The organism is Halorientalis sp. IM1011 (assembly GCF_001989615.1).
Classification (GTDB): Archaea; Halobacteriota; Halobacteria; order Halobacteriales; family Haloarculaceae; genus Halorientalis.
This window is the reverse complement of record NZ_CP019067.1, coordinates 723,455-741,396: the sequence shown is the minus strand read 5'-3', so window position 1 is coordinate 741,396 and position 17,942 is coordinate 723,455. Positions and strand designations below refer to the sequence as shown.

Here is a 17,942-nt window from a genome sequence, read left to right as displayed (position 1 = left end):
GCAGCCCGTCCTTCTCAGTCCCCGATCTCCGATTTCAGATCGTCGGCGTATTTGTCGGCCAGCCGCGTCGGTTCCGGGAGCTTGTAGCCGGCCGAACACGAGAGGGTCAGATCGGCGGCCGTCGCGGCGCTCACGCGGTGCCCCGGACTGACGATCAGCGGGTTGATGTAGCGGTTCGGCGAGTCGTACTGCCGCGACTGGACGGCGTAGCCGATCACCGTCCCGTCGGGCGCGGTCACGTCGCCGTCGGCCTCGATTGCCACCCGCTCGCCCTCGACCAGTCCGTCGGTCGACGCGGCGGGCCGGCCACAGAGCAGGTTCTTCGCCACGCCGATGCTCGGCAGATCGAGCATCACGCCGACGTGCGTCGCGATCCCCGCCTCGCGGAAGTGGATGCGGCCGCTCCCGTCGAAGACGGCGAGGTCGGGTTCGACCGAGAGCTCACGGAACCCCGACAGGATCGCGCCGCCCTCGCGGAAGGACAGCAGGCCGGGGATGTACGGGATCTCGGTCGGCGCGACAGCGTGGGCGCGCTCGATCACCTCGCCGTCCCGCAGGGCGACCAGCGCTGACACCGCGCGCTCGTCGTCGAGAAAGGCCTGATCGACGCCGACGACGACCGGCGAATCGCCGGCGTCTGAGTCCCCGCCGGCGGTATCACCCAGTTCCCGCTGGCCGCTCTCGCTGACGGGCCAGACTCGCTCCGAATCGAACTCGAAGTCGTCCCTGAAGACTGCTCTCTCGGCGATTTCGCGCTGGAGGGCTTCCATCTCGTCGCGGTCGAGACTCGCGTCGGGCGCGAATTCGGGGTGGACGGGCTCCATGGGTCAGAACCGGCCGCCGGGACCGCCTGGACCGCCCGGTCCGCGGCGCATGCCGCCACCGCCACCGCCGAACTGGAGCTGCCCGGGCGCGCTGATCTTGTCTTTGACCCGCTGACCGTAGACGAACCCGATCACGAGGCCGACCGCGTGAGCGGCGTGGGCGATCCCGCCGCCGAGGCCGCCGACCATTCCCAGCGCGCTCAGTGCGGCGTAGCCGATGGTGATCACCCAGATCGGGACGGGAAGCAGGAAGTAGAGGTACACCTTGAGGTTCGGGTTCAGCACCGTCAACACCGCCATGATGGCCAGCGCCGCGCCGCTGGCCCCGAGCGCTCCGGCCGGGTTCCCCTGATAGGCCTGGATGGCGATCTGGCCCAGACCCGCGAGGATGCCGCTCCCGAGAAAGAGTAACGCGAAATCCCGGGAGCCGACGTACTGCTCGACGATCCGGCCGAAGAAGTAGATGATGATGCTGTTGCCAGCGATGTGGAAGAAGCTCAACGGCTGATGGGAGAAGATCGACGTGACCCAGGTCCAGACGTATTCGGGATGTGTCGGTGAGATTACGAACAGCGTCCTGAAGGCGTCCCTGCCGAGCGTAAGCAAGACGACGTGTTCGAGTAGAAACACGACCCAGATGATCCCCAGGAAGAGGTAGGTCATGTTCCCCCGGAAGTAGGCCATCAGCCCGCCGGGGCCGGTGTCGATCCCGACCTTCGACAGCACGCCACCGCTACTGCCCGACGAACTCCCCCAGCCCCCGCCGCCGCTTCCGTCGACGGTGTCGTCGAAGCCGCTGTCGAAGACGCCGCCGGGGTCGTCCCAGTTCTCTAGCCCCGGACAGCTGTGGTTCTCGGGGAGGCGGTGGTCGCCGCAGTACGTCCCCCCGCAGTGGCGACACTGATACGGCATGTTTTCCTCTCGCCCACACTCGTCGCACTTCGCCATTGTGCCGGGGTAGGGTACGCCCCCGGAAAGGTCTTCCCCACCGCCCCGATGGCCGCACGCGGCCGATCCGGGCGGGTCCGAGAACGTTTTGTCGGTCGCGGCCCCACACGCGAGCGTGCAGGAGTTCCAGCGCAAACAGCTCCTCGAACGGATCCAGCGGGAGGGCGCGACCGTCGGGGCGGACATCCCCGACGAGATCGAGGTGCAGGGGGAGTCCATCGACCTCCGGACCTTCGTCTTCGAGATCAAGCGCCGCGACACCGTCCCGGAGGGCGAGCGCGAGCGGGTCGAACAGGCGAAGAAGAACCTCCGGCGGGAACGCCTCCAGCGCAAGGAACTGATCGAAGAGGGCGATGTCACCTACGAGGAGGGCGAGGACCTCGCCCGGGCGATCATCGGCATCGACCGCGCGCTGAACGCGCTGGAGAACCTCGGCCCGACGAACCTCGAACGGGAGGCCGAACTGCAGGCCACCCAGGACAAGAAGCGCTGGACGAAGTTCCTCAAGAAGGCGCTGGGCCACGAGGACGACGACAGCGGCGTCGGCGTCGGTCGCGGTCGCTGAAACACTTTGATACCCCGGGCCGCCCAAGGGTCCGGCAATGAGCCGCAACGCGGAGGTCGCCAGCCTTCTGGAGGAGTTCGCCGACCTGCTCGAAGCCAAGGACGTCGAGTACAAACCCCGCGCGTACCGCCGCGCGGCCGAGAACATCCGGGGCCACCCCGCCGCGATCGAACACCTCGCGGCCGACGGCGAGGACGGCGTCAAGGAGATCGAGGGCGTCGGCGACGCCATCGCCTCGAAGGTCGTCGAGTACGTCGAGACGGGCGGGATCGAGGAACTCGACGAACTCCGGAACGACCTCCCCGTCGACATGGCCGCACTCACGAGCGTCGAGGGCGTCGGCCCCAAGACCGTGGGCACGCTCTACGACGCGCTGGGGATCACCACACTGGACGAACTGGAAGACGCGGCCGAGAACGGCGAGATACAGGAGATCTCGGGATTCGGCGAGAAGACCGAACTGAACATCCTCGACGGCGTCGCGTTCGCTCGCGAGGCCCACGAGCGGGAACTGCTCGGGGAGGCCCGACCCTACGGCGACCGCGTGCGGGACTTTCTGTCCGGTGTGGATGCGGTCGAGTCGGTCGAACTCGCGGGCTCGATCCGGCGCTGGCGGCCGACCATCGGCGACGTGGACGTGCTCGTCGGCAGCGACGACGCCGATGCGGTGATCTCCGCGTTCACGGACTGGGACGCCGCCGAGACCGTGATCGAGGCCGGCGAGAGCAAGGCCAGCCTCCGGATCGACGACTTCCGGGTCGACCTTCGGGTGGTCGACGCCGGGGAGTTCGGCTCGGCCCTCCAGTACTTCACCGGCAGCAAGGACCACAACGTCCGCCTGCGCAACCGCGCCATCGACCGCGACCTGAAGATGAACGAGTACGGTATCTTCGACGTCTCGGAGGTCGACGATCCCGATGCCGACCAGCGGGCCGGCGACCGCGTCGGCGGCGAGACGGAGGAAGAGATGTACGACGCGCTCGACCTCCCGTGGATTCCGCCGGAACTCAGGGAAGACCGCGGTGAGATCGCGGCTGCCGCCGACGGCGAGTTGCCGGATCTCCTGTCCGAAGACGACGTTCGCGGCGACCTCCACATCCACACGGCGTGGTCAGACGGGGGCAACACGATCCGGGAGATGGCCGAGGCCGCGGCCGCGTTCGGCCACGACTACCTCGCCATCACCGACCACGCCACCGGTCCGGGGATGGTCGGCGGTGTCGGCCTGGAAGACGACGAACTACGCGAGCAGATCGACGAGATCCGGGCCGTCGACGACGAGGTGGAAGTCGACCTGTTCGCGGGCGTCGAGGCCAACATCGGGGCCGACGGGTCGATTTCGGTGGCCGACGACGTGCTCGAAGCGCTGGATCTGGTAGTCGCCTCGCCCCACGCCGGTCTCGACGGCGACGGAACCGACCGGCTCGTGAGCGCCGTCGAACACCCCGAAGTGAACGTACTCGGCCACCCGACCGGCCGGATGCTCAACCAGCGCGGGGGGCTGGACGTGGACATCGAGCGACTCGCCGAGGCGGCTGCGGACGCGGGCGTCGCACTGGAGATCAACAGCGACCCGCGGCGGCTGGACATCGACGGGAGTCTCGTCAAGCCGGCCATCGAGTCCGGCGCGACCGTCGCCATCGACACCGACGCCCATCAGCCCGGGACGCTTTCCTACGTCCGCTACGGCGTCCACACCGCCCGCCGGGGCTGGGCAGAGGCCGACGACGTGTTGAACACCCGAGGCGCCGACGGTCTGGGCGAGTTCCTGGGGCTGTGACGACTCACTCACCCGACCGGGAGCGCCCCCGCGACGGCCTCCTGCTGGACGTGATGCTCGGGAAACTCGCCACGTACCTGCGGATGTGTGGGTACGACGCCGCCTACGCGATGGATCGGGGGCTGGAGCACGACGATCCGATCCTCGCGCTGGCCCGCGCGGAAGGACGTACCCTTCTGACCCGCGACCGCGGGCTGGCCGCCCGGACCGACGATTCCGTCCTGCTTTCGGCCCGCGAGCCCACCGAGCAGTTGCGGGAACTCCGCGAGGCCGGCTTCCGCCTCGAACTGCCCGATCGGCCGATGCGGTGTAGCCACTGCAACGGTGTGGTCGAAGCGGTCGACGGGGACGAGTCGACGCCGGAGTACGCGCCAGCTCCGGCTGGGACGAACGTCTGGCGCTGTCGTGACTGCGGGCAGTATTTCTGGAAAGGGAGTCACTGGGCGGACGTGGCCGCGACGCTGGCAGAACTGTGAGGGCCGTGGTGACGCACTGGCGATGGGTCGTCAACGACCCGCTCGCCTCGCTTCACTCCTCGTGTAGAACGACGTTACAGCGGTTGACGAACTGGCCGAGTCCCTGTGCGATGTCGCGGTCCAGCGAGACGACCACGCCGGCCGTGTCACTCTCTCTGAGGTGGACTAGCGCCGCCGCCGCGTGCAGTTCCACGGTCGCCTGCGTCTCGCCGATTCCGCCGTAGGATTCCCGCGTGACGACCGGGTCACGGTCCCGAACCCGATCGACGAGATCGTCGAGCGCGTCACGGAGACCCTCGGTCGCCACGTCGTCCCGGATGTACAGCATCGTCCAGTCGTGGGCGTCGTACTGCAGGACTGCACGGACCGCGTCACCTGCCCGGCCGCGGACCAGTTGGAGGAGTTTCTGATACTGCTCGTCGGTCATCGACCGAAATCTAGAATCCCTATCAGTTAGCTTTGCCGGGTGCGTCGACCCGGGAAGTGGTTCCGGGCTGGCCCGGGCCCGCTGGGTCGGATCCGGGGGTCGTCCATTACTCGAAGTCCGGGTCGCGGTCCTCGACGAAGGCCTCCATGCCCTCGCGCTGGTCGGGGTGTCCGAACAGGCCGCTCCAGACGCGCTGTTCGTACTGGAGGCCGGCGTCCAAGTGCATCCGGTGGACCTGGTTGAGCGCCTCCTTGGCCGACTGGAGCGCGAAGGCGGGTTTCTCGGCGAGATCCTCGGCCATGTCGCGGACGAACTCCTCGAGCTGGTCGTGGGCGACCACGTCCCCGACGAGGCCGAGGCGGTCGGCGTCCTCGGCGTCGACGCGGTCGCCGAAGAAGACCATCCGCCGGGCTGTCTCGTCGTCGACGAGGCGGGCGAGCCGCTGTGTGCCGCCCCAGCCGGGGACGATGCCGAGGTCGATCTCGGTCTGGCCGATCACTGCGCGTTCGCTGGCGACGCGCAGGTCCGCGGCGAGAGCGAGTTCACAGCCGCCGCCGAAGGCGTAGCCGTTGACGGCCGCGATGACCGGCGCGGGGAAGGTCTCGACGCGGTCGATGACGTGGTGGCCCTGCTCGGCGTAGGCCTTGGCCGCCTCGACGCCCATGTCCTTCATGTAGGCGATGTCCGCGCCGGCGACGAAGGCGTCGTCGCCCGCGCCGGTGACGATCAGGACGCGCGTGTCCAGGTCCTCGGCCTCGTCGAGCGCCTCGTCCAGCGCGTCGAGGGTCTCGACGTTGAGCGCGTTCAGGCGGTCGGGGCGGTCGACGGTGAGGGTGGTGATGCCGTCCTCGTGGTCCAGCGTGACTGTGTCCCAGTCCATGCACCCTCTCCGGCCACCGGGAAGATAAGCGCTGGCCTGGCGGGGCCGATGCAGAACATCAAAATACGTCCTCGGTGTAGCGACGGTCGATGACGCTTTCGGAGGAGGCCCGCGAGCGACTCGCGGACGTCGTCGCGCTCCAGCCGACGAAAAACGCCGAACTCCAGGATCGGTGGGACCTGGACAGCGGCAGCGAGGTCCACGGGTACCTCGAAGACGAACTGAAAGAGTACTACTACCGCGACGAGAACAGCCTCATCTGCGCCACCGAGGACGCCGCCGCGCTCGTCGGTGTCGACGACCCCGAGGGCGAGCGGGTCCTCCGCGTCCCGCCCCTCCAGGCGGCCGTGATCGAGGTGCTGGCCGGCCCCGAGGAGCGCTCACAGAGCGTCGTGTCCGTCCTGCACGATCTCAGGGATACCGGCCGCGACCCCGAGATCGACGACGTTCGGTCCGCGCTCCGGAGTCTCTCCGATAAGGGTATCGCCGAGCGGATCCGGCGGACCGTCCCCACCTTCCGGCTGGCGATGGCTCGCGAAGAGTTCACCGTCGAAGAACTCGACTGACGGACCACACGGTCCGCGCGCGGCTCCGCCACGTCGCCTGCGTCCGGGCTCCTCCGCTACCTGTAACAGCGCGAGAGTCCCGCCCTTCCAGTGAGGGACGAGTGTTCCGACATGCGGTCGGACCCGAAGACCGAACAGGGGCATGGCAAGACCGGAGGTCTTGCTGCACCCGAAAATCTTCGATTTTCGAGGACGGGCGTGAAGCGCGTAAGCTCTAGTGAGATTCTGCCGAGAGATCGCTGGCCATGAGTCTCCAACAAGACGGACGAGTTTCACTTCCACTGCGGATGGCTTACATTCAAACCCGGAACAGACGTATAAAGGATTGGCTGATGAAGCGTACCAACACGTTTGCCGTGCGACCGCTCTCCAACGAAGAGGAGCAAGTGCTACGGGACCTGTTGGACGCTTCCGCCGCTCTCTGGAACGAAGTCAATTACCAGCGCCTCATGCGGTACAACGACGAAGACGGCTTCAAGGGTGACGTGTGGGACGCCGATACAGGCCGACTCGAAGGTAAGTACAAAGGCGTTCTCGGTGCGTCCACCGCCCAACAAGTAATTGGGAAAAACACCGAAGCGTGGGGGTCGTTTTTCACGCTCAAAGACCAGTATCACGACGAGTCAAACACGTCGGTCACGGAACACCCCGAACCACCGGGATTCCGTGGGAACGAAGACGACGGACGTGTTCTCAAAGGCGTCATTCGCAAAGATGCGTACACTGTCGAATGGGGTGAACGGTCCCGACTTGAGATAGTCGTCGGAGAACAACTCCGAGACAGGCACAACAGCCCGAAAAGCCGTCTCCGGCTGGAAGTCGTTGGCGACCCGAACTGGCCTGACTACGAAGACCAGAGCCGGTTGGAATTATGGTACGACGAGACTGACAGCACCTTCCGAGCTTCGCAACCCGTGACTATTACTGATGCACGGGACACTCCACTGGCCTCAGAGACGGCCGCTCTGGACATTGGTGCAAACAATCTCGTCGCCTGTACCACCACGACCGGCGAGCAATATCTGTACGGGGGCCGCGAGTTGTTCCAGCGATTCCACAAGACAACGCGAGAAATCGCCCGGTTACAGTCGAAACTCGAAGACGGCCGATACAGTAGTAATCGTATCCGGCAGTTGTACCGCAAGCGGACACGCCGCCGCGACCACGCACAAAAAGCACTGTGTCGTGACCTGCTGGACCGACTGTACACCGAAGGTGTCGATACCGTGTATATCGGTGGTCTGACCGACGTGCTGGATACACACTGGTCGGTCGAAACCAACGCCAAGACCCACAACTTCTGGGCGTTCAAGCAATTCACCGAACGACTGGCGTGTACCGCCGAGGAATACGGTATCTCCGTCGAGGTCCGGTCAGAGGCGTGGACGAGCCAAGAGTGCCCGCAGTGTGGCGGCATAGACCGAACGACACGGCATCAGGACACGCTTACCTGTCCGTGTGGGTTCGAAGGGCACGCCGACCTCACAGCGTCAGAAACGTTCCTGAAGCGGCATTCAGAGAAGACAGTCAGGCCGATGGCACGGCCCGTGCGGTTCGAGTGGGACGACCACAACTGGTCGGAGTTACCACGCTCTCACCGTCCCAAAGAACAGCGCACAGACCCGAGTACCGTCCACTACAACGGGAATGTTGCCTCCGGGGAGTCGTAGACCGGCTGAGACTCCCACGGAGGAAACCGCGCCGTTTACGGCGCGGAGGATGTCATAGGTCGTCGTGCTGTGGGAGTTCGTCCCCGCATCGCCGACAGTATCGCATCGGCGCGCGTGACTCCTGTCCCTCTCTGCCGACCGTCACCTTCCGGCCACAGTTCTCGCATTCGATTTTCATGGTCACCTCCCGACACGCCGACCCGCGCCGACGAGCGAGATGCGACGAGTACGCCGCCCAGTGTGATAAAGTCCCGCACGCGACGGTTCGCTGTCGTGTTCGACTCCGTTACAGTCCCGGCCGTCGCCGTCGTCGCTGGGCGTCGAGCAATCGCTTGATCGCCTTCCCGGGCCCGCCGTCGATGGGCCAGTCCCGCTGTCGCCAGCTCGGCGGTTCCGGGGCGAAGTCAGGGCAGGACCCCGAACACTCGCCGGCGGTCGGGTGACACCCCTTCGCCGCACACCACGGGAGCGCATCGCCCGTCTCGGTGCGGAGCCGGAAGTGTCGGCAGTCCGGGCGCATCGTGTCCGCGTAGGCCCGCCAGCCCCGTCCGTAGGCTCGCTCGGCGATCTCGCGGCGCTTGCCGGCCTTCCACTCGGGGTCGGCGTACTCGAAGCGAGCGGCCGAGGCGTCCCGACCGCTCCCCGTCGGGCGCTCGGTGATTCGGGTCCCCGGGTCCGCTGGCGCGAGCGTCCGGGGGTGCCAGGCCACGTCGACCGCCGCCTCGCCCGCCGTGGCGTTGGCCGTGGGATCGACCGTCAGGATGCCGGCCTCGACGGGCAGGTCCTCCAGCAGTGCCGGTTCGACGGTGCCACCCTCGCGGGCCGTGGCCACCCACACCTCGTCGGCCAGCCCCAGCGCCACGTCGCGTTCGAGCTGGGGGGCCAGATTCCGCGCCGCCGCGCGGTCGAGGTCGGGCTTGTTCTCGATGGCGACGATCCGGTCGACCCACTCGGGGTAGGGCTGGTGGCGTCGCAACTCGATCCGGCCGTTCGCGCCCCGTCGCGTCTCGATCAGGTCGCGGTCGCCAGCTTCGTGGACCGCCTCGCGGACGTACCGCCAGGGGTAGCTCGGCTCGGGGAGGGTGTCGCGGTACCAGGCCCACTCGGCGGGAGCGTGCCGGACGACGCCAAGCAGGTCGGAGTTCAGTTCTTCGGCCCCGAACGCGGCCCGTTCTCGGAGCGCCGACCGATCGGCCTCGACGACGATGGTGTCCCAGCGGCGGTACTTCGTCCCGAGCTGGCGCGCGACGAGGACGGCGGTGTCGTCGCGACGCTCGCCGCCGGGGGGCCAGAAGCGCTCGGCCCACTGGCAGACCCGTAACTCGAAGACGAACTCGGGTTCGCTCGACACACGGCTCTCTCCACACCCGGGGCTCAAACCGTTGTCGCCCGCGCCGGCCCGCGCCTCAGAACTCGGTTTCCTCGTTCAGAAACTCGTGGGCCTGTTCCAGTATCTCGCGGGGGCCGTCCTGCGTGACGGTGTTTACCGCCTGTTCGTAGTCGCGCCACTGCATGTCGCGGTGTTCGTTCGACAGCTCTGCGCTCGCCTCGAACGATTTGGCGATGAACAGGTGCACGGTCTTGTGAATCGTGTTCCCGTTCGCCTCGAACACGTAGTCGTAATCTTCCCGGAAGCCGTCCAAGAGCCGGAAATCAGCGATTCCGGCCTCCTCTTTCACTTCGCGAATCGCAGTCTGCTGGAGTTCTTCCTCGCCCTCGACGCCGCCCTTGGGAAACTCCCAGTCGCCGGGGCGGCTCTTGAGCAGGAGGTACTCCCTGCGGCCACGCGTATCGCGAAAGAGGATGGCTCCCGCGCTCGTGGCCTCTATCATTACCCTACGATATTCAACCAGTACTTAAGAGAATATCGGAGGGATCACGACACGCAGTCGGCGGCGACTGCGGAGAGATGGGTTTTTGCCCGTCGCCCTCATCCGCTCCCTATATGCCGTTCGTCACGAAGCTCACGCTCGAAAGCGGCGATCGCCACCGCCTCGAGGACGTGGTCACCACGATCAAGGAGACCGCCGCGCGCAAGGGCGTCGAACTGAAGGGTCCCCACCCGCACCCGCCCGAGGAGTTGCGCGTCCCCCAGTGCAAACGCCTCGTCGACGACGGCGACCGCTTCCAGCCCTGGAACTACACCGTCTACACCCGGACCATCGAGATCGTCGGCCACGACGGGTTCGCCCGCTCCGTTGCCGAACGGGACTTCCCCGACGGCGTCCACGTCTCCGCCGAGATCGAGCAGCGCCGCCAGACGACCTGATTTCTTAAGTCTCCTGCACTCCTCGGGAGCGGCATGCACCACGTCGACCGCGACCGCCTCGTCTCCCTGCGCCGCGAGTTCCACCGCCACCCGGAACCCGCCTGGCGGGAGTTCCGGACCACCGCCCGCGTGATCGACGAACTCGAAGCCATCGGCGTCGACGACCTGCTGGTCGGCCCCGAGGTACTCGACGCCGACGCCCGGATGGGCGTGCCCGACCCCGACGAACTGACCGCGTGGCGCGACCGCGCCCGCGAGGCCGGGGTCGATCCCGACCTGCTCGACCGCCTCGACGGCGGCCACACCGGCGCGATCGCCGTCCTCGACGGGGAGAGGGACGGTCCGACGATCGCCCTCCGGGTCGACATCGACGGCCTCCCGCTGGTCGAGTCCGACGACCCCGGCCACGTTCCCGCGGCCGAGGGATTTCGCTCCGAGACCGGCGCGATGCACGCCTGCGGGCACGACGCCCACGCGACCATCGGACTCGGCGTCCTCGACGCCCTCTCGGATCGTGATTTCGCCGGCCGGCTGAAAGTCCTCTTCCAGCCCGCCGAGGAGGTCGTCGGCGGCGCAGCCCCGATGGCCGAGAGCGGTCACCTCGACGACGTCGACTACCTGCTGGCGCTGCACATCGGTCTCGATCATCCCACCGGCGAGGTCGTCGCGGGGGTCGAGGGCTTCCTCGCGGTGAGTCAGTTCCGCGCGGACTTCGCCGGCGAGTCCGCGCACGCCGGCGGCCACCCGAGCGAGGGCCGCAACGCTGTGCAGGCGATGGCGGCCGCTGTGCAGAACCTCTATTCGATCCCCCGGAACGAGGCCGGCGCGACGCGGGTCAACGCCGGTGACGTGGGTGGCGGCACTGCCTCGAACATCATCCCCGAACAGGCGTACATCGAGGGCGAGGTCCGCGGGGAGACGACCGACCTGATGGAGTACATGCGCGAGCGTGCCGACCGCGTCATGGACAATGCCGCAGCCATGCACGACTGCGAGGTCGAGATCGAAACCGCGGGACAGGCCCCAAGCGCCGAGAGCGACCCGGAACTGGTCGACGTGGTCGAAGTCGTCGCCGGGCGGACCGACGGCGTCGAGACGGTCCTGCGCCACGACGACCTCGGCGGCAGCGAGGACGCGACCTACCTGATGCGACGCGTGCAGGACCACGGCGGCAACGCCGCCTTCGTCTGCGTCGGCACCGACCACCCCGGCGGTCACCACACAGACACGTTCGACGTGGACGAGGACTCCCTGCCCGTCGGTGTCGCGGTGCTCGCAGACACCATCACACACCTCGGACGCGAGGCTCCCTGATAAGGAAAAAGCGGAAAATCGGTTCGCAGCCTCAGTCCTGCCAGGTGTTCAGTGTGAACGTCGAACTGCTACCCGGATCGTCCCAGACGAGTTTGACCGTCGCGCCGTCGAGGTTGAGCCCCTTGATATTCGAGTGGTCTAGCGGTTTGTCGGTGGCGTTCAGCGTCACGCTGTCGCCCCCGGAAATCTGGTCGTCGCTGTCGACTCCGTCGAAGTCGTTCCACTGGAACCTGTTGTTCAGGTCCGTCCAGGTGGCCTTTCCGGTATCGTACTTGGCTGCATCCGAGACCACGATGTCGAGGTTCTTCGCTGTGATCGTATCGCCGCTGTCGTGGCTGACCTTCAGCCTATCGGCACGGTGGCCGGCTGCATTGGTGTCCTGATCGTAGTCGAAACTCGTCGCTACCTGTGGCGTACTGTTGCTGTTGTCCTGCCCGATACCGAGGAAGAATGTCGCTGCCGTCGCGGCCAGCAACACTGTGATCGCGACCATCAGCACGACGCCGATGACCGGTGACACTGCCGAATCGTCTGTGAATAGTCGTTTCACGTTCATGGTTGCCCCCACCGGGACGGTCACCTACTGTCACGCCCGCACAGCACCACATGCCCACGAAGGTACCGCCCCCGTCGTGTAACATTGTTTGTAGTTATACCTGATAAATCTTGAGCGATTGATCGCCGGGGGTTTAAGTCAAACGGGGAAAGAGCGGTTCTCGCGGCCGTCAGTACTTCGGTTCGGCGCCGGTCGTCTCGTAGATCTCGTCCATCACGGCGTCGCGGTCGGCACGCCAGGACTCGAACCCGTCGGGGGACGTCGGGTAGCTCCCGTAGTGGTCGAGCAGGCGGTCGGCCAGGTTCTTCGTCTGGTAGAGGTCGTAGATCGTCTTCCAGTGGCCGAAGGTCTTGATCGCCGTCTTCACCTTCAGGGGGAGGCTGATGTCGGTCGACCCCTCGTAGAGGGCTTCCGCGAGCTGTTCGCCCGGCATCGCGGCCAGCAATGCCATCAGGTCGTCCAGATCGTAGGCCATCGTGAAGATGTTGTACACGTCCAGCGCGGCGTAGCGCCCGCCGAAGTGGTCCATGATCCGGCGGTTGTACTCCCAGAGTGCGCCCTCACCGAGGTCACCAGTGCCGAGGGCGTCGATGGCCTCCTCTGCGGCGTACTGGCCGGCGTAGGCCGCGCCGGCGATGCCGCCGCCGGTCGTCGGGTTGACGTGGCCGGCGGCGTCGCCGACCGCGAGGAAGCCGGGTGCGACCGCCGAGTCGTAGGGCCGCCGGGTCGGCAGCGCCGCGCCGAGTTTGTCCGTGACGCGTGCGTTCTCGAACTCAGGCCGGTTGCGCACGTCCTCCTTGAGGTCCTCGACCAGTTGCATCGGCTCCTCGTTCATCTGGAAGCCGAGGCCGACGTTGATCTCCGTCGAAGTCCGCGGGAAGTACCAGAGGTAGCCCGAGGCCCGCTTGGTCGGCTTGAAGACCAGCGCGTCGGACCAGTCCACTGGCTCGTCGACCTCGATGATCTCCCGGTAGCCCGAGGAGAACTGCGAGTAGTTGACGTTGGTGTCGAAGGTCGCATCCGAGAGGTCGGCGTTGTCCTGCAGGATCGACAGCGCGCCCGCGGCGTCGATGGTCACGTCGGCCTCGTAGGTGATCGGTTCGCCCTGCCGCACGGCGTCGACGCCGGTCACGCGACCGTCCGCGGTCTGGTTCACGTCCTGGACGACCGTGTCGTAGTGGAACTCGACGCCGGCTTTCTCCGCGCCCTCGATCAGCAGGCGGCCGTACTCCCAGCGGTCGATGACGGCGAGTTCGCCCGGGACCGGGATGTCGAGCACCGCGTCCTCGGAGGGAATCTCGAAGCGCCCGTGATCCACGACGGTGTTCGTGAAGGCCGGTTCGATCTGCGATTTGGGGATGCTGTCCGGGAAGTTGTCGGCGCCCTTCAGCGCGTCCCCGCAGGCGATGTGTCCGGCCTCCTGCTCGGACTTGCGCTCGACGATGACGACGTCGAGTCCTTCGCGTGCGGCGGTCGCGGCCGCGTAACACCCTGCCGTCCCCGCCCCCACGACGACGATGTCGTACGACCGGGTCCCGCCACCGGCGGTCGAATCACCGGTGTCGGCCTCCTGTGTAGCCATATTCGCCCCTGATTGCCCCATCGAGAAAACTCTTTATTCCCGTCCTGTCCTCGCGGCGGGGACGAGTTCCGGGATAAAGACCTTTGACAGGTGGTGCCCAATCCGAGGGTATGACCGACTACACCGTCGAATTCGCGGGGACGGGGGAACAGATCACGGTCTCGGAGACGGAGACGATCCTCCGCCGGTGCATCGAGGAGGGGATCGCCCAGGAGTACTCCTGTCGGGTCGGGATGTGTCTTGCCTGCTCGGCGAAGGTCGTCGAGGGCGAAGTCACCCAGCCCGCGGCGCACGGACTCACCGATGCCGAGCGCGAGGAGTACGCGCTGACCTGTATGGCGCGGCCGCAATCCGACCTCGTGCTGGATCGCGGGAAGTACCCGCCCAGTATCGAGGCCGACGCCGAGGAGACGGCTGGGGCGGCTGCCGACGATTGACGGGAGACGCGACTGAAAGGAGCGTCTCCGAATGTACGAACGGTGAGCGAAGCGAGCCGGGAGACGGGAGCGAAGCGAGCGTCTCCGGATGGGCGAGCGGCGACTCGGTCTCGGCCGATACCGAGACGCAGGTCGACGTCACCTGCACCGGCGTGGTGGTGGAGCGAAGACGAACAGGACGGCGACCGAATAACCTGACTCACACCGGATCTACCGCTTTCAGTCGGTTTGTTGCGTTCATCCGATACTGCGCGTATTATAGGGCCGAAGTTTTCCGGCGCATCCGGTATATGGGCGGTCGCTGATGGCTAATCATGCGGATTTAAGCCACGGGGGATGGGAAATAAATGTAGATGTCAGACGCAACCGAGCTACCCGAGAAACCGTGGTTCGCCGAGTACGAGCAGTTCGGCGTGCCGGAGTCGCTCGAACCGTATCCCGACCAGCCGGTTCACCAGTTCCTCTACGATTCGGCAGACGAGCACCCCGAACAGGGACTCGTCCAGCTGGGGCAGATGTACACGTATCCGGAACTGGTCGAGCAGGTCGACCGGCTGGCGACGGCGCTTCGCGACCGGGGGGTCGAGAAGGGGAGTCGCGTCGCGACGGTGTTGCCGACCTCGATCCAGTTCGTCGTCGCTGAGAACGCCATCTCCCGGGCCGGTGGGGTCCACATCCCGAACGACTTCCTCGACGCCGAGGAGGACCTGATCTACCGGCTCGAACAGGGCCAGCCCGAGGTCCTCATCGGACAGGACAAACACCGTGATCTCATCGAGAGCCTCCAGGAGGAACTGGACCTCGACGACGTCATCCTTACCACCGTCGACGATTACAGCGAGGACCCCCCCGAGGACCACGAGGCCGTCGAGGGCGTCGAGTGGCTCACCGACGTGATCGAGTCCACCGAGCCGAACCCGCCCGAAGTCGAGTTCGACGTGGAAGAGGACGTGCACACGCTCCTCTTTACGGGTGGGACGACCGGCCTACCGAAGGGCTGTCAGCTCACCCACCGGAATCTGGTGGCCAACGCCCTGCAGGCAAACGCCGCCCAGTCGCGGATGGCGGACATGATGCGGGGCGACGAGGGGGCAGTGATGGCGCTGCCGATGTACCACGCCTACGGCTACTCGGTCCAGCACTCGCTGATCGAACTCGGCCTGGAGATCCTGATGGTGCCCGACGCCCGGGACACGGAGATGATGGTCGATCTGATCGAGGAGCGCGAGCCCCTGATCATGATGGGCGTCCCGACGCAGTTCATGGAGATCGTCAACGAGGACCTCGATCAGGACGTCGTCGGCCTCTCCGGGTCCGCGCCGCTTGCCACCGAGACCAAAGAGCAGTTCGAGGAGAAATCGAAGGGCGTCTCCCAGGGCTACGGCCTCTCGGAGATGTCCCCGGTCACCCACTTCAACACCCGCGGCCTGCAGGACATGCTGCTGGGCGAGGACACTCGCGAGGAGGGCTTCGACATGCCGACAATCGGCGTGCCGGTCCCGGACACGGAGGTCAAACTCGTCGACGTGGACTCCGGCGAGGAGATTCCCCTCCAGAAGGCCATCGACGAGGAACTCGAAGGCGAGATGTTGCTGAACGGCCCCCAGCGGATGAAGGGCTACCTCGACGAGAGCAAGGACCCGTTCGACGACGAGGGGTTCGTCGCGACCGGTGACGTGGCGAAGATCGACGCCAAGGGTCGCTTCTACATCGTCGACCGCGTGAAGAACATGATCAACGTCTCGGGGCTGAAGGTCTACTCCGAGGAGGTAGACGAGGTCCTGTTCTCCCACCCCGGCGTCCACCGCCCGGCGACCATCGGCGCGCCGGACCCGGACCGCCCCGGCAGCGAGGTCGTCATCGTCTACGTCCAGGAGGACCCCGACTACGACGGTGATCTCACCGAGGAAGACGTTCGTGACCACCTCGCGGGCAAGGTTCCGAAGCAGGCCATGCCCGAGGAGGTTCACGTCGTCGACGAGATTCCGCTGACCGACGTGGGCAAGACCGACAAACAGACGCTCAAAGGTCGCCACGAGTGAGTCGCCGCGGGCGGTAACACGCTCCGTTTCGAGGGGAACTTCTTTATCCCATCGTGATGGAATCTTCACAAATATGAGCGGACAGTATCGGAGCCGGAGCGATAGTTCGGACACGGAATCGACGCTTGTGCGGGAGGGTCGCTGATGGCGCTGTCGGAGGTGCTGGCGGCGAACAAACTCCAGGTGGCGCTGACGAGCGTCGTGGTCGTCGCGGTCGGCGGTGCCGCGACGTACATGGCGCTGACCGGTGGGTTGTTGGCCAGCGAGGACATGCTCGGGGCCGTCCCCGCGGAGGCCGACACGGTGATGCACGTCGACGGCGACATCACCGAGGACGAGACGACCCGCGCGCTGGTCGACGAGTTCATCGACGTGACCGCGTCGGCGAACGAGAGCTACGACGGCCCCGACGACTTCGAGGCGGCCGTCGAGGAGGCGGAGAACGACAGCGAACTGTCCCTCGATGGGTTCCACGGCATGACCGCCTTCTCCGCGTACGGTGACGAGGGCGAGTCGAACTACAGCGGCGCTGTCGTCGACTCCGACTGGGAAACCGACGCGTTCGTCGAGGCCACCGCCAACGGCTCCGACTACGAACAGCGGACCTATCAGGGCTATACCGTCTACGTCGTCGAGAACAACGAGTCCACCGACGGGGAGGACCGGGAGTCCGACAGCGCAACCACGGGCGGCGAGTTCGAGTCCGAAACCGAGGCTGGCGGGTTCGAGTCCGAAACCGAGGCGGGCGGGTTCGGCGAGATAGACGTCGAGTCAGAGACGGATCCCGTCGACAGCGGGCCGACGTGGATCGCGGTCCTCGACGACGGCGAGTTCGCCACCGGGACCGAGGCGGCCGTGAAGGACGCCGTCGACGTGGATCGCGGCGCAGGTGAGGCCATCGACGACGACCTCCGGAACGCCTACGAATCGTCGCCGGACGGCCACGTTCGCTTCGCCGGGACGGTCCCGGAGGACGCCGACGAGGCCAACCTCTCGGCGGCCAACGAGACGGCGGCGATGACCGGCATCCCGGGGCTGGACAACATCGACCGCCTCCGGAACCTCCTCGACGTCGAATCCTACGCGGGCGCGTACTACACGGACGGGAGTGGCTCCGACGGCGTCGTCGGGTACGAGTTCCGACTGACCGCACGCAACGGCGACACTGCCGCGGACCTCCGGGACCTGCTCGGCGGGACCCTCACGGCGATGGAGTACACCGTCCCGCCCAACGAGACAGCGGCGCTGCTGGACAATACGACCATCTCGCGCGACGGGGCCGACGTGGTGGTGACCTTCGAGAGTTCCCCCGCAGGCGTCGCCGACGGCTACCGGGCGCTGATCGACTTCGCCGAGAACGCGACCGGCGCGTTCCTCGGGTCCGGAACCGGATACGGCGAGGGATACGGCGATAGCTACGGCGAAAACTGGTCCGAGGATGACTCGTGGGGCGAAGAGGACTCGTGGGGCGAGGACGACGGCTCCGTCGAGGATGGCGATGACTCGTTCGGCGAGGACGACAGCGAGTTCGACTACGGTGAGTCCGCCAGCGTCGAGCGTGCGGGCGAGTCGAGGCCGGTTACTCCCTGACCCCACAGGCTCAAGA

18 protein-coding genes are annotated in these 17,942 nt (G+C 66.4%); 10 read left to right on the top strand and 8 right to left on the bottom strand.

What is annotated here, in order from left to right; translation table 11 throughout:
- Window positions 1-14: 14 nt before the first annotated feature.
- Window positions 15-824 carry an endonuclease V gene (locus tag BV210_RS03770; RefSeq protein WP_077205351.1) on the bottom strand — a complete coding sequence of 270 codons (810 nt, stop codon included), beginning with the start codon at window positions 822-824 and terminating at the stop codon, window positions 15-17.
- Window positions 825-827: 3 nt separating this feature from the next.
- Entirely contained in the window at window positions 828-1,772 is a 945-nt protein-coding gene (locus BV210_RS03765; protein ID WP_077205350.1) for a rhomboid family intramembrane serine protease, read from the bottom strand.
- 115 nt (window positions 1,773-1,887) lie between these two features.
- Here BV210_RS03765 and BV210_RS03760 point away from each other — a divergent pair, with 115 nt between their 5' ends.
- The 3 genes from BV210_RS03760 to BV210_RS03750 are packed head-to-tail and all read left to right on the top strand — an operon-like array spanning window position 1,888 to window position 4,593.
- The gene (locus tag BV210_RS03760; RefSeq protein ID WP_077205349.1) at window positions 1,888-2,337 is read left to right on the top strand and encodes a DUF5788 family protein; all 450 of its coding nucleotides are present in this window, start codon (window positions 1,888-1,890) and stop codon (window positions 2,335-2,337) included.
- 37 nt (window positions 2,338-2,374) lie between these two features.
- Entirely contained in the window at window positions 2,375-4,117 is a 1,743-nt protein-coding gene (gene polX, locus BV210_RS03755) for a DNA polymerase/3'-5' exonuclease PolX (protein WP_077205348.1), read from the top strand.
- A 53-nt stretch (window positions 4,118-4,170) separates the two neighbouring features.
- Complete coding sequence (locus BV210_RS03750) at window positions 4,171-4,593, top strand: Mut7-C RNAse domain-containing protein (RefSeq protein ID WP_077207958.1); 423 nt, start codon at window positions 4,171-4,173, stop codon at window positions 4,591-4,593.
- Window positions 4,594-4,645: 52 nt separating this feature from the next.
- Here the strand turns inward: BV210_RS03750 and BV210_RS03745 are convergent, their stop codons facing one another.
- On the bottom strand, window positions 4,646-5,020 hold the full coding sequence (locus tag BV210_RS03745) for a hypothetical protein (RefSeq protein ID WP_077205347.1): 375 nt from the start codon (window positions 5,018-5,020) through the stop codon (window positions 4,646-4,648).
- A 106-nt stretch (window positions 5,021-5,126) separates the two neighbouring features.
- Window positions 5,127-5,900, bottom strand: a complete 774-nt coding sequence (locus tag BV210_RS03740; protein ID WP_077205346.1) for an enoyl-CoA hydratase/isomerase family protein — start codon at window positions 5,898-5,900, stop codon at window positions 5,127-5,129.
- A gap of 89 nt (window positions 5,901-5,989) precedes the next feature.
- Between BV210_RS03740 and BV210_RS03735 the strand changes: the two genes are divergently transcribed.
- Together BV210_RS03735 and BV210_RS03730 are read left to right on the top strand one after the other, a co-directional pair.
- Window positions 5,990-6,466, top strand: coding sequence for a DUF5797 family protein (locus BV210_RS03735; RefSeq protein ID WP_077205345.1), 477 nt, complete (start codon window positions 5,990-5,992; stop codon window positions 6,464-6,466).
- Between the two features lie 332 nt (window positions 6,467-6,798).
- Window positions 6,799-8,136: an RNA-guided endonuclease TnpB family protein gene (locus BV210_RS03730; RefSeq protein ID WP_077207957.1), complete on the top strand. Its 1,338-nt coding sequence runs from the start codon at window positions 6,799-6,801 to the stop codon at window positions 8,134-8,136.
- Window positions 8,137-8,422: 286 nt separating this feature from the next.
- Here BV210_RS03730 and BV210_RS03725 read toward each other — a convergent pair whose 3' ends face one another.
- Together BV210_RS03725 and BV210_RS03720 are read right to left on the bottom strand one after the other, a co-directional pair.
- A complete protein-coding gene (locus BV210_RS03725; protein ID WP_077205344.1) occupies window positions 8,423-9,487 on the bottom strand; it encodes a DUF5787 family protein in 1,065 nt (354 codons plus the stop codon).
- Between the two features lie 55 nt (window positions 9,488-9,542).
- Window positions 9,543-9,968 carry a bis(5'-nucleosyl)-tetraphosphatase gene (locus BV210_RS03720; RefSeq protein WP_077205343.1) on the bottom strand — a complete coding sequence of 142 codons (426 nt, stop codon included), beginning with the start codon at window positions 9,966-9,968 and terminating at the stop codon, window positions 9,543-9,545.
- Window positions 9,969-10,081: 113 nt separating this feature from the next.
- Here BV210_RS03720 and BV210_RS03715 point away from each other — a divergent pair, with 113 nt between their 5' ends.
- Complete coding sequence (locus BV210_RS03715) at window positions 10,082-10,405, top strand: uS10/mL48 family ribosomal protein (protein ID WP_077205342.1); 324 nt, start codon at window positions 10,082-10,084, stop codon at window positions 10,403-10,405.
- 33 nt (window positions 10,406-10,438) lie between these two features.
- Window positions 10,439-11,719: an amidohydrolase gene (locus BV210_RS03710; RefSeq protein ID WP_077205341.1), complete on the top strand. Its 1,281-nt coding sequence runs from the start codon at window positions 10,439-10,441 to the stop codon at window positions 11,717-11,719.
- Window positions 11,720-11,750: 31 nt separating this feature from the next.
- Here the strand turns inward: BV210_RS03710 and BV210_RS03705 are convergent, their stop codons facing one another.
- Window positions 11,751-12,239: a type IV pilin gene (locus tag BV210_RS03705; RefSeq protein WP_253741595.1), complete on the bottom strand. Its 489-nt coding sequence runs from the start codon at window positions 12,237-12,239 to the stop codon at window positions 11,751-11,753.
- Between the two features lie 205 nt (window positions 12,240-12,444).
- Window positions 12,445-13,857, bottom strand: a complete 1,413-nt coding sequence (locus tag BV210_RS03700) for a geranylgeranyl reductase family protein (RefSeq protein WP_077205339.1) — start codon at window positions 13,855-13,857, stop codon at window positions 12,445-12,447.
- Between the two features lie 110 nt (window positions 13,858-13,967).
- On the opposite strand from BV210_RS03700, the gene BV210_RS03695 reads away from it, so the two are divergent.
- From BV210_RS03695 to BV210_RS03685, 3 genes are all read left to right on the top strand, one after another.
- Window positions 13,968-14,294 (top strand): 2Fe-2S iron-sulfur cluster-binding protein, encoded by a 327-nt coding sequence (locus BV210_RS03695; protein WP_077205338.1) that lies wholly within the window; start codon window positions 13,968-13,970, stop codon window positions 14,292-14,294.
- Between the two features lie 353 nt (window positions 14,295-14,647).
- On the top strand, window positions 14,648-16,336 hold the full coding sequence (locus tag BV210_RS03690) for an AMP-binding protein (RefSeq protein WP_077205337.1): 1,689 nt from the start codon (window positions 14,648-14,650) through the stop codon (window positions 16,334-16,336).
- 144 nt (window positions 16,337-16,480) lie between these two features.
- Window positions 16,481-17,926 (top strand): hypothetical protein, encoded by a 1,446-nt coding sequence (locus BV210_RS03685; protein WP_077205336.1) that lies wholly within the window; start codon window positions 16,481-16,483, stop codon window positions 17,924-17,926.
- The last annotated feature ends 16 nt before the right edge of the window (window positions 17,927-17,942 follow it).